Below are 12,489 nucleotides of genomic sequence, written 5' to 3'. Positions count from 1 at the left end.
GTCTGGCTCAATCCGGAGCGCATGCAACCGGCAGAACTAAAGCAGTTCGCGTGAAGTGACGCGACAAGTACGTTGACAACCGCCGGTAACGGTAATACGACGATCAACGCGGCAACGCTTACCAGCAGCGGGACGGTCACGGCCGCGCAGAACCTCGGCGTGACGACGTCGGCTGCCCTCGACAACAGCGGCGGATCGATGAGCGCCGCGACGCTAGAGGCGAATGCGGCGTCGCTCAGAAACGTGAATGGCACGATCAGCGCCAATACCATTTCAATGACTGTGCCGCAGCTCGACAACAGCGGCGGCAAGATCACGGCGAACCAGATCGACCTAAGCGCTACGAACCTGACGAACCAGAACGGCTCACTCACCCAGCTCGGCTCGGGGGCAATGGGTCTCGACGTGAGCGGCTCGCTCGACAATTCGAGCGGCGGCGTGATTCAGACCAACAGCACGGACCTGACGCTTGCTTCCGCATCGGTGAACAACGACGGCGGCACGATCACGCACGCGGGCACCGGCACGCTGACAATCGCCCCGGGCAATGGCACCGCGTCGCTGGCGAACGTCGGCGGCAAGATCGTCACCAATGGACAGGCATCGGTAACGCTCGGCAGTCTCGACAACACCGGCGGTACGCTGGCTTCGCAGGGCGTCATGAACGCTTCGGTCCAGGGGACGCTGAACAACACGAATGGACGGCTGTCGTCGGGCACGGGACTGACCGCTTCCAGCGGCGGTGAACTGATCAATGCTGGAGGCGTGATCGGCGCGGGCGGGGCAACGGTAAGCAGTACGCTGAGCCTGAGCGCGTCGTCGATCGATAACTCGGGCGGGGCCATCACCAACGTCGGCAATGGTGATACCACGATCAACGGTGGCAGCCAGATCTCCAACAGCAATGCCGGTGGCGCATCCGGTATGGGCTCGATCAGCGGCAACGGCAACATGACGCTGAACGCGACGTCGATCTCCAACACGCAGGGCGGGCAACTGAGCGGTGCGAACCTGCAGATCAACACCGGCAATCTGGACAACGCCGGCGGAGAAATCGGCAATGTCGCCAACACGGCGGGCGATGTCGGGATCGCGACCGGCACTTTAACCAGCACGAGCGGCCAGATCAATGCATCGCGGAATCTGTCGGTCAGCGCGAATACGCTGGCAGGCGGCGGCACGTACAGTGCGGTCAACGATCTTTCGCTGAACCTGCAAGGGAACTTCACCACCTCGCCGAACTACCGCTTCAATGCCGGCCACGATCTAACCCTCACGCTGCCCGGCACATTCAGCAACAGCGGCGCTCTGTCGGCTACGAACGGCCTCAACGTCAACGCGGGCAACATCGCGAACTCGGGGGCACTCGCGGCCGGCGGCCTGCTGACCATGCACTCAAACACGCTGACCAATACGGGCACGATCGTGGGCGGTAGCGTCTCGCTCAATGCCACGCAGTCCCTTTCGAATCTCGGCACGAGCGCGCTGATCGGCGCGACAGACAGCGCGGGCACCCTCGAACTGCTTGCGCCGGATATCGAGAATCGGGACGACACGACCGCGACCGATACGCAGGCGACGACCGCGATCTACGGTTTCGGCAAGGTCGTGCTGGCCGGCGGCAAGGACGCGGGCGGCAATTACACCAATGCAAACCTGATTCGCAACCAGTCCGCGCTGATCCAGTCGGGCGGCGATATGACGATTGGCGCCAATCAGGTGACCAACACCCGGCGCGTGATGACGACGAGCGGCCTCACGTCGGCGGTCGACCCCGCGCTGCTGGAAAGCCTCGGTATCAGTATGTCCGGGTGTACCGCCATTCACGTGGAAGCGTGCAGCGGTCAAGACGTCGGCTGGGTCACTGCGGGAGATCCGACGCTCATCGGTGGCGCGTACACCCAGCCAACAGGGGGCGGCGGCCAGTGGAACAGCGGTTATCAATACACGACCTACACGGGTGTAGCGGTCGCCAGCACGATCGCGTCGATCAGTCCAGAGTCTCAGATACTCGCGGGCGGCAACCTGAACACGTCGTCAGTTAGGACGTTACAGAACTACTGGAGTCAGGTGGCCGCCACGGGCAACATCATGGCGCCGGCCACGATTGATCAGAACAGCTGGCAGGGCCAGAGCGCACCGATGGTGCAGGTCACCTACTCGGGCGAGTATCACTACAACAACTACGACAACAGCGAGCACAACTGGCAGTTGCCGTTCGGCGATGCGCCCTTCGTCGGCTCGAATCCTGGCGGCTACACCCAGGCCGCGCCAGCCGATATCCGCACTTATGCACTGCCGGGCTATGAGTCGACGTTTACGGCCGGTGGCACGCTCAGCGGTACCGGCGTGACGATCAACAACACGGCGGGCAACGCGGGGGTGACGCCGCTCGGGCTGCTGCCGGGGCAGAGCGTGTCGGGTGCCGGAGCAGTCGCAGTGCAGGGCGGCCAGATCGTCAGCAGCAGCCTGACGAATTTCAATAATCCGGTCATCGCTCGCGCGACGGCTGTCAATGTACTGAGCAACATCACGTTGCCGAAGGGCGGCCTCTTCAGCGTCGATATCGCGCCCAACGCCCCGTACCTCATCGAGACGAATCCGGCCTTCACGAGCCAGCAGCAGTTTCTGTCGAGCGACTACTACTTCCAGCAGATGGGCATGAATCCCGGGCAGATCCAGATGCGGCTCGGCGACGGGTTCTACGAGCAGCAGCTTGTGCAGGACCAGATCCTGTCGATGACGGGCAAGTCGGTGCTCACGAACTACGCCAGCACGCAGGACGAGTACCAGGCGCTGATGACGTCCGGAGCGGCGCTCGCGAAGTCGCTCAATCTCGCTCCGGGCACGGGCCTGTCGCCGGACCAGGTGGCGCAGTTGACCAGCAACGTCGTCATCATGCAGGACCAGGTCGTCGATGGCCAGATGGTGCTTGTGCCTGTGGTCTATCTGGCGCAGGCGAGCCAGCAGAACATGGGTAACGGTCCGGTTATCGCCGCGACGGACATCGATCTGCAGAACGCGCAGTCGGTGACCAACAGCGGCACGATCAAGGCCGCCAACAGCTTCGCGATCGGCGGCCAGAGCATCGACAGTTCGTTCGGCACGCTGCAAAGTGGCGGGCAGATGACGCTGGCGGCAGCGGGCGACGTGAATCTTACGTCGGCGACCGTCGATGCCGGCAGCCTGGCGCTGCAAGCGGGCGGCAACCTGATTCTGGACACGGCCGCAAATACGCTTAACCAGGTGAGCGCCACGGGTGCGACGCGTGTCACGACGACGCTCGGGCCGGCGGCCAGCATCAATGTAACGGGCAACGCGGCGATTATCACGGGCGGTAACTTTGAGCAGAACGCCGGTAATCTGAACGTGGGTGGTGCGCTCGGAATGAGCATCGGCGGCAACTGGACGCTCGGCGTACAGCAGACCGGCGAGACGAAGGTGGTGACGGGCTCGAACCGCATATCCGATACCCACCTTGTGAGTGACACGGGCAGCAGCGTGAAGGTGGGTGATGTGTCATCGATCGCCGTGGGTGGCGATCTCACGGCGACCGGCGCGGACATCAACCTGGGCGGCGGTGGGATCATCGCAGCAGGCGGCAACGTGACATTGCACGCAGCGACCGCGACGTCGACTGTGGACCGCAACAGTTCCGGTAACGACAATCGCGGCGGCTACGCAGAGGCGTTACACACCTCCGACGACACGGTGACCAGCACGACGCTCAAGAGCGGCGACAGTCTTGCGATCGTGTCGGGCAAGGATATCGATATCACGGGCAGCACCGTCTCGCTCGACAAGGGCAACGCGCTGCTGATGGCTGCCGGCAGCGTGAATCTCGGGGTCATCACGGAAACGCATGTCTCGGACAGCTACGACAGTGGCAGCCATAGTGGTTTCGCGAGTCACACGAGCGCGGTCAATCAGGTCGACCAGAGCGCGACGTATGCGGATGGCAGCACGATCTCGGCAGATGGGGTGTCGGTCGTGAGCGGCAAGGACATCAACGTGACCGGCAGCAATATCGTCGGTACGAACGGTGTCGCGCTTGTCGCCCAGGGCAACGTCAATATCCTTGCTGCAACGGATACGTATCAGGATTCCGAGTATCACGATGTCAAGCACTCAGGACTGTCGGGGAGCGGCGGCATCGGGTTTAGCGTCGGCTCGAGCGAGCAGAAGGACCAGTACGATGCGAACTCCGTCACGCAGAGTCAGTCGCGCAGCACGGTGGGTGCCGTGGCTGGCAACGTGTCAATTTCCGCCGGCAAGGATGTTCATATCGGTGGCAGCGACATCATCGCCGGGAAGGCGTCGGGCGACGTCACGGGCGCGACAGGCAACATCAGCATCGCTGGCCAGAATGTCACGATCGATCCAGCACAGGACAGTGCGCAGTCGCACGATCAGCAGGAAGCACGATCGAGCGGTCTGACGGTCGCGGTGACCGGGACGCCGCTGGATGCGGCTCGCGACCTGAAAGCGAACGCGTCGTCAGGCAATGGCTTCCAGCGCACGCAGGGCGTGCTGAACGGAATTGGCGCGAGCGCGGCCGATACGCCATCGATTTCCGTATCGTACGGCCGTAGCCAGAGTTCGATCACGACCGACATGTCGGGTTTGACAAACGCGGGCAGCACGATCCGCGGGGGCGGCAATGTGTCGGTGACCGCGACGGGCGGCGCAGTGAAGGATGCGAACGGCCAGCCGATCGACGGCGATCTGTCGGTCATCGGCTCGACGATCAGCGCAGGCGGCACAACTTCACTCGCGGCGAATCGCAACGTCTCGCTGCTGGCATCGACCGATCAGCTTCAGCAGAGTACGCAGTCGGGCAGCTCCAGCACGGGGATCTCACTCGCGTCGCCGGGCCTGGGCGATCTGGGCCGCTGGATCAGTGGTACGGCCAATAGCGGCGGCACAAGCCCTTCGCCGTACAACGCGAGCCGCAGCAGTTCGGACGGAACGCAGGCGCAGACCACGCAGACTGCCACGGTGGTGTCCGGCAACAGCGTGGTGGTGACGAGCAACACCGGCGATATCAACGTGGTCGGTTCAGGCATCAGCGGGACGCAGGGCGTCGATCTGGTCGCAAAGCAGGGTGCAATCAACGTACTGGCCGGGCTCGATACGAGCGCGAGCCATCAGGATTCGAGCAGTCACCAGATCGGCAGCCTGGGCAGCAATGGCACGGCTACGGGCTTCACTGTCGGCGTGGCGAACAGCCACGGTGTGCAGGATACGGCCTCGCAGACGCAGAGCACGATGCGCAGCCAGATCGTGAGCGGCAACGGGAACGTGACGCTGGATGCGAACCAGGACGTGACGGTGGCGGGCGCCGATCTGGGCGCGGGCAAGGATCTGACACTGATCGGCAAGAACGTGAATCTCGATCCGGGCACGGATGCGATGCAAAACAGCGCGAGCCAGAGTTCGAGCCAGTTCGGCGTGAGCCTCGCGCTGGGTGGAGCAGTGGGCAACGCGGTCGCGACGATCAACCAGAGCATGAACAATGCGAGCCATGCCGGGGATTCGCGCCTCGCCGCGCTCGACACCGCACAGGCGGGGCTCGCGGCCTATAACGCGTATCAGGTCGCGAGTGCGACAGGACCGACGGGCCAGCCGTTGATCAAGGCGACGGTGAGTATCGGCGGTGGTTCGAGCCGTAGCGACTCGCAGAGCAGCGAGCTGGCAAACGACGGCAGCACGCTGCATGCGGGCAGCACCGTCAGTGTGATCGCGACGGGGAGCGGCGCGAAGGATGCGAACGGGCTCGCGACCGATGGTGACATCAATGCGCGCGGCACGCAGATTTCCGGGCAGGACGTCGTGCTGAACGCGGCGCGCGACATCAATCTGCAAAGCGCGAAAGATACGAGCCAGCAGTCGGGCAGCAACAGCAGCAGCGGTGGCAGCATCGGCGTCGGCCTTGGGCTGGGCGGGCAACAGAACGGTTTCACTATCGAACTGGCGGCCAGCAGTGCGAATGGACATGCCAACGGCAACGGCGTGATCAATCGCGATACGCAGATCAATGCCACCGACACGGTGACGTTGACGAGCGGACGTGACACGAATCTGCGCGGTGCGGAGGTGGCGGGCGATACGGTCGATGCAAACGTCGGCCGCGATCTGAATATCGCGAGCCAGCAGGATACGAACACGTACGACAGCCAGCAGACGAGCGGGGGATTCCAGGCGAGCCTCTGCGTGCCGCCGATCTGCTATGGCACGACCGTCAGCGGTTCGGCCAACGCAAGCGACCAGACCATCAAGGACAATTACCAGTCGGTCGGCGCACAGAGCGGCCTCTACGCGGGCAGCGGTGGCTACAACGTCAATGTCGGCAATCACACGCAACTGGATGGGGGAGTGATTGCGAGCACCGCGAGTGCGGACAGGAACAGTGTTTCGACGCAGACGCTCGGCTATACGAACCTGCGGAACACGGCGAGCTACTCGGGCGAGTCGATGGGCTTTGGGGTGAGCGGGAGTTTCGGGCAGAGCACGGCGGACGGGGTGAATCTGAATACGCCGGTGAGGCAGGCCGGCAGCAGCACACCTGGGCCGCAGAATTCGCAGGGGTTTGGCCCGAGCGGATTCGGCGTGTCGGGCACGAGCCGCGAGGCGTCCGGCACGACGTACGCGGCGGTGAGTGCGGGGACGATCACGGTGCGTGGGGATGCGGGAACCGGGCAGGACAGTACTGCAGGCTTGAGCCGGGATACGGCGAATGCAAACGGCTCGGTGCAGAACACGTTCAACGCGCAGAGCGTGCAGAACGACATGGCGATCCAGCAGATGACGGGCCAGGTCGGGATGCAGGTGGTGGGGGATATTGGCGACCACATGCAGCAGAAAGCGATCGACTCGGCGAAGCAGGCCGTGCAGGATTACAACGATGCGCAGAAGAGGGGTGACACAGCGGGGATGGCGCAGGCGCAGGCCGATTATGCGGCGGCGAATCAGCAGTATGCATTGTGGGGTAACGATGGTGCGGCGCGGATTGCTTCACATGCGGTAGTCGCCGGTGTTGGCGCTGGGATGGGCGGTGGCAGTGTCGCGGGAGCCGTTGGCGGTACAGTGGCGGGTGACATCGCGGGCAACGCCACCAGCCATGCAACGGATGGCACGCTCGGCGGCGCGCTGCTGTCCAATGTCGCGTCCGGGCTGGCAGGTGCCGTCGCCGGCGGTGCACTAGGCGGTGCCTCGGGTGCGCTGAGTGGCGCGGGTGGGGCATTGAATGCTGATCTGTACAACCGGCAACTCCATCCCGATGAGCGGCAGTGGACAAGTAACAACTCGGCGGCGTTCGCGGCGTACTACGAGAGCGTGACCGGGCAGGCGATTTCGTCGACAGATGCGCAAAATATGCTGCTGGCGAACGGTTATATCCAGGTCGACAGTGCGGCGGCGAGCGGGCCGGGTTTCAATGCGGTGGCGGCACAGTACATCACGCAGCAGACGCAGGGCACGGGCCTGTTCACGGCGACACCGACGGAAATAGCAAACCCTCAGTTAGGCGGGAATCCTGATGGAACTCCTACCCCGGAACAGTATGCTTTGCCGGGCGGAACGGCTGTCCCGGATGCAGGCAAGGCTGTAGCAGCGGGTTTAGGGCTAACAGCACTTGGCACCATAGCACCAGCGACGGCGACAATATGGGCACTGGGAACCCTAACTGACTACGCCGGCGACGCAATAAGCCATGGATTGAATCTGACACCGGATACCCCTGATTTTACGAAATCATTCACGGTGGGAGGCATAGGAGCCGCCACGTCTCCGTTATTGTTCGAGTTGGACACGTTTGGTACTACACTCGGGTCAAAAGTCTTTGCTGGGACCTACAACAGCCTTATTTCTGGTGCAACGGCGTTCGGGGCAACGGCAATAACGAATCCGTCCAGCAGTCCCGATCTGAGTGGTGGAATTGCAACTGTCGGCTCTGGATTTGGAGCGGTCGTTCAAGGTTTGCTGCCGGGGCCAGCAGGACAGTTTTTTAATCAGCTGATTCAGTCATTCGCCGGTCCCACGCAAAGCGCAATTGAGCAGAACACTAACAAGAGAGGGGAATGAATAGCATCGACGAAAAAGCGTCCCTGGTACATCGAGCGATGTTGGCGTACATAGGGGCATCGGGTATTCCCGTTAGCGTTTTTCTCATATCGCTTGCAAAGCATGCTGGCTGGAAGCCTGTTTTAATTGGATTGCCGGTCTACCTAATCATCTATGGAAGCATTACGTACCAGTTCATCAGGGACCGTCGGACGCTGAAATTAACGAGAGCAATCGACGCATTGTCTAAGACAATGCACCAGGCCGGGATGTCTCAATACTCGGAAAACCTCTCGGCAATCGTTTCGCCAAAGGGTGATTACAAGACTACCGTTACTAAGTTGCGAGATGTACTCACGACGATGGCAAGCGACGACTCCATTGCGATCGATGTCAGAGAGTCGATTCTACGTATGCGACATGATTGGACATGATCTGCAGAGTCGTTGCTGCGTTTGTTGCGCCGATCTTTACAACCGGCAATTGCATCCACAGGAAAAGACGCTCGCGCAGCAAGTCGCGGCGGCAGCAAACGCCAATGGCCTGACAAACCCGGACGGATCGCCGGTGACGGCGACAGACGTAGCGAACCAGTTAGCGCAGATGGGCTATCAGGCGAACGGTGTGTCTGAGAGCGGGGCCGCCGCCACCGTCGAAGGCGCGAAGCCGAGCGACGGCTCGACGTGGGTGAGCGCGGGCGTTGACCAGAATACCGGCAAGACGATCTGGACGCAGACACCGGGGCCAGCCAATGCCGCGTTGCAGGCGTTCATCCTGCAGGCCACGAACGGTGCGGATGTGCCGCTGCAGCGGCAATACAGCGCCTCTCCGAATGGAACTCAGTCGAGCTTCGGATCACAGGGTATTTCAATGGGTTCATCGGCGGGTTCGATATGCCCAAATGGGAACTGTGGGATTGCGTATCAATCAGTATCGATGCCCTCTCCAACTACTCTCACGGATAAGGGCTCGACTGCATTGGCGCTCACATCTCCATGGCTTCCGCCTCCGCTTGATGTTGCCGCGCTTGTCGGTTCAGCGGGACTGTTGTCGCTAAACTATCTTTACAGTCCACCAAGTCGCGCGTCGATCCTATACAGCACGATGAGTTCGATTGGCGGTGCGTTGCTTCCGCAGGGACCTATGGTTCAAACTCTATTCACGTTAGGTACGGCCTCGGCGCAACCTTACATCGCTCCGTAGCACAATCAATAGTAACGGTTCAAGACGAGACACTATGAGCAACAACAAATGGAAAGATGATTTAACGCCATTCGAGCGAACGGTTTACCGTTGGATATCCTATTCGGCACTGGCTGTCGTCTTCTACTGTGTGCTCATGGTGCGCAAGTATCCAACATCGACAGTTTTCTTCGTAATCGGACTATTTGCGGTAGTGATAGCTATGGTCTTTGGTGGGGGATACAGTAAAAGCGTTAGGGTTTTGGATCTAAGACGATTCGACAAACGTTCAGGTGAAAGCGACTCCCGTCCCGACTGATGTTCGCCGAAGGTACAGCACGAGTTTGAGGCTCAGGTCGTCGCGGCTTGCGAGGGACCGGCGTGTCGATTGAGATGATCATGTTGCACCACAGGCTCAACGCTAAGCTGCTCCGACGTTGAGTGGAGCGGGTCGAAAAAGAGTGTGCCCGCGTTGGTCACACGGAGCGATGTGGCAGTGAAGTCAGCAGCACGGGCCTTCGTGCCGGTCCCACTCTAGACGAGGAACGTGCGTCCGGTCGAGATCTGCGTCGAAGTGTGTCGCGCGGAGCAGTCAATAACCGTCGTCTGGCCGGCATCAGAAGCAGCACAATGCGCTGCCTGGCTGCGTCAGTGGCTCGCTTGATTCCCATCGATGCGGTGTGACTGGAATCGATCCGATGACATGCATGCGGGCCCCGACACGACACCGGCGCGAGTGATCACTTGCCGACACTCGTCGGCGTACGTTCGAATGTCGGCGGGTCAGCATGACCCGCGCCCACTCGGCTAGCGTCTGCTGCGATTCCGTCTTTGGCGTCACGAATCGCATGACGGGGTGGGATGCCGCCTCGCAGATCGCTTCGGCGTCCACGAAGTCGTTTTTGTTACTCTTGACGAAGGGCCGTACGAACTGCGGCGAGATCAGCTTGACCTGGTGGCCGAAGCTAGCCAGCTTGCGCGCCATACAGTGCGCTCCTGCGCAAGCTTCCATGACCACCGTACAGGCGTGAAACGTGGCCAGGGACTCGATCAACTGCTTGCGGCTCCCCTCGCATCGCAATTCCATCGGCTTTCCATACAGCCGAGGTCGACTTCTGCCCGACGAGGACCGATTAACGGCGGCCCACTCCGCCAGTTCGACATCTGACCGGGTGCGGCCATCTACGGTCTTTGGCTCACGCTTTCAAGCAGACGTCCGAGCGCCGGCTCCTCCCTGATAACGGCCCTGTGGGCATCCACGATTTTCGGGCCCGTCGTTGGCTGAGGCGCTCATTCGAGGCTCCGTGGCTAGCTGAAATTGCTTTATCTGGCTGTCTTTGCATTTGACTCTGGGAAAGAACCTAAGCACCTCACGACGGCCATTCTCGACGCCAGCGTAGCCACTGGGTAATTTGGTGCCCACCAAATTATGGTGGACACCAAAGTGGACAGAACATCGAGAGCGCGCCAAGCTGGCGCTGGATACAAGCGGCCGAACTTCCCGGTCGAATTCAAGCGGCGTCTGGTCGAGCAATCGTACGGATCCGACGCGTCAACGGCGCTGGTCGCGCGCGCCAACGATATCAACGCCAACTTGTTGTTCAAGTGGCGCAGACAATATCTTGCCGGTGCGTTCGGGCCGCTATCGTTGCCCGGGCGCGCAGAGCTGACAGCGCCGGATGACACGCTACTGGTGCCGGTCGACGTGACCGATGATGCCCCCGCCTTGACACCGGGCGAGCTTGTTCGAGAAGCTGCACCCGTATCCGGGGGCTGTTGCGAGATCGAATTCGAACGCGCCCGGCTGCGCATTCGCGGCGACGTAGCGCCTGCCATGCTGAAGCTCCTCATCCGCGAGCTGTCGCGATGATGGGCTTGCCGGCGGGCACACGCATCTGGATCGCGGCCGGTGTGACCGATATGCGTTGCGGCTTCCAGGGGCTGGCGGCCAAGGTCCAGTCGGTGCTGGAAGACAACCCGTTCGGTGGGGACGTGTTCGTGTTCCGGGGACGCCGTGGCGACACGCTCAAAGTACTGTGGTCCACCGGCGATGGCTTGTGCCTGCTGTCCAGGCGGCTCGAAGCCGGCCGCTTCGTCTGGCCGCAGGCCGAGGGTGGCAAGATTCATCTGACGACGGCGCAACTGTCGATGTTGCTCGAAGGCATCGACTGGCGACAACCGCGCCGTACGGCCGCGCTGTCCATGTTGTAAACCGCACGGAAGATCCGTAAACTGCGCCCCATGTCGAACGGCGCCGAACTCCCTGAGGATGTTGAAACCCTGCGAGCCTTGCTGGCGGAGGCGCGTGCCCAGCTTGCCGAGCGCGATCTCGAGATCGAGCAGCTCAGGGCGCATATCGACAAGCTCAAGCGCATGCAGTTCGGGCGCAAATCTGAGCAGTTGGACCGCGAGATCACACGGCTCGAAACCCAGTTCGAGAATCTGACGGGAGAGCGTGGTGTTGCCGATGCTCGGCGTGCCCGGCAATCGGGTACAAACGCACCGACGAGCACCTCGCCGAAAGAAGCGTTGCCGGCACATCTGCCGCGCGAAGACGACGTGCTGGAGGCAGACACCACCTGTCCGAAATGCGGCAGCGCCATGCAGCCACTCGGCGAGGATGTGTCCGAGCAGGTCGCACGGGTAGCGGCCATGTTCAAGGTGATCCGCACGGTCCGGTGCAAGACGGTTTGCCCGCGTGGCGAGCACATCTCGCAGCAGCCGATGCCGGGCCTGCCGATCACGCGCAGCATCGCCCATCCGAGCCTGCTGGCCGACATCCTCGTCGCGAAGTATGCCGATCACACCCCGCTGTACCGGCAATCGCAGATCGCCGAACGCGACGGCGTCAAGCTCGATCCGGGCAGCATGGGGCGCTGGGTTGGCCAATGCGAGGCGCTTTGCGAACCGCTGACCGGGGCGCTGCGCCGTTACGCCATGGCGACGCCGAAACTGCACGCGGACGACACGCCGATCCCGGTGCTGGCGCCGGGCAACAAGAAGGCGAAGACGGGACGGCTCTGGGTGTACGTGCGCGACGATACCCGGTCGGGCTCGACGGACCCGGCGGCCGTCTGGTTTGCCTACTCGCCTGATCGCAAGGGCATCCATCCCCAGACGCACCTCGCTGGATTCGAGGGCATCCTGCAGGCCGATGCCTACAGCGGCTATGTTGCGGCCAAATTTATGTGGCGGCGATGTCTTCGAATCAGGGCTTATCCAATCCCCCTGACTCGTGCCCGCACA

Annotated in this window: 7 protein-coding genes and 1 pseudogene; 7 read left to right on the top strand and 1 reads right to left on the bottom strand. The window is 61.9% G+C overall.

Annotated features, from left to right (window positions below):
• Window positions 1-72 precede the first annotated feature (72 nt).
• From LPA34_RS26515 to LPA34_RS26500, 4 genes are read left to right on the top strand one after another with little or no spacing between them, the layout of a single operon-like run.
• Entirely contained in the window at window positions 73-8,082 is an 8,010-nt protein-coding gene (locus tag LPA34_RS26515) for a hemagglutinin repeat-containing protein (protein WP_228984058.1), read from the top strand.
• Window positions 8,079-8,495 carry a hypothetical protein gene (locus LPA34_RS26510; RefSeq protein WP_228984051.1) on the top strand — a complete coding sequence of 139 codons (417 nt, stop codon included), beginning with the start codon at window positions 8,079-8,081 and terminating at the stop codon, window positions 8,493-8,495. Before LPA34_RS26515 ends, LPA34_RS26510 begins: the two co-directional genes overlap by 4 nt.
• Window positions 8,482-9,264: a hypothetical protein gene (locus tag LPA34_RS26505; RefSeq protein ID WP_228984049.1), complete on the top strand. Its 783-nt coding sequence runs from the start codon at window positions 8,482-8,484 to the stop codon at window positions 9,262-9,264. The genes LPA34_RS26510 and LPA34_RS26505 overlap by 14 nt, the downstream gene beginning before the upstream one ends.
• A 34-nt stretch (window positions 9,265-9,298) precedes the next feature.
• A complete protein-coding gene (locus LPA34_RS26500) occupies window positions 9,299-9,562 on the top strand; it encodes a hypothetical protein (protein ID WP_228984047.1) in 264 nt (87 codons plus the stop codon).
• Between the two features lie 420 nt (window positions 9,563-9,982).
• On the opposite strand, the pseudogene LPA34_RS26495 reads toward LPA34_RS26500, so the two are convergent.
• A pseudogene (locus tag LPA34_RS26495) lies at window positions 9,983-10,324 on the bottom strand (IS110 family transposase); the annotation flags it as partial.
• Window positions 10,325-10,672: 348 nt separating this feature from the next.
• On the opposite strand from LPA34_RS26495, the gene tnpA reads away from it, so the two are divergent.
• The 3 genes from tnpA to tnpC all read left to right on the top strand — a co-directional run.
• Entirely contained in the window at window positions 10,673-11,113 is a 441-nt protein-coding gene (gene tnpA / locus LPA34_RS26490; protein WP_228984045.1) for an IS66-like element accessory protein TnpA, read from the top strand.
• Window positions 11,110-11,454, top strand: a complete 345-nt coding sequence (gene tnpB, locus LPA34_RS26485) for an IS66 family insertion sequence element accessory protein TnpB (RefSeq protein WP_228984043.1) — start codon at window positions 11,110-11,112, stop codon at window positions 11,452-11,454. Before tnpA ends, tnpB begins: the two co-directional genes overlap by 4 nt.
• A 30-nt stretch (window positions 11,455-11,484) precedes the next feature.
• On the top strand, window positions 11,485-12,489 hold a 1,005-nt coding region (tnpC, locus tag LPA34_RS26480), incomplete at its 3' end, for an IS66 family transposase (protein WP_228984040.1).

The organism is Paraburkholderia gardini (genome assembly GCF_907164575.1).
Taxonomy (GTDB): domain Bacteria; phylum Pseudomonadota; class Gammaproteobacteria; order Burkholderiales; family Burkholderiaceae; genus Paraburkholderia; species Paraburkholderia gardini.
Note: the sequence above shows the minus strand (reverse complement) of the source record. Positions and strands in the feature narration are given on the sequence as shown.

Coding starts and splice junctions, on each gene's coding strand:
- LPA34_RS26510 (WP_228984051.1), top strand. CDS start 8,079: ATGAATAGCATCGACGAAAAAGCGTCCCTGGTACATCGAGCGATGTTG.
- LPA34_RS26505 (WP_228984049.1), top strand. CDS start 8,482: ATGATTGGACATGATCTGCAGAGTCGTTGCTGCGTTTGTTGCGCCGAT.
- LPA34_RS26500 (WP_228984047.1), top strand. CDS start 9,299: ATGAGCAACAACAAATGGAAAGATGATTTAACGCCATTCGAGCGAACG.
- tnpA (WP_228984045.1), top strand. CDS start 10,673: ATGGTGGACACCAAAGTGGACAGAACATCGAGAGCGCGCCAAGCTGGC.
- tnpB (WP_228984043.1), top strand. CDS start 11,110: ATGATGGGCTTGCCGGCGGGCACACGCATCTGGATCGCGGCCGGTGTG.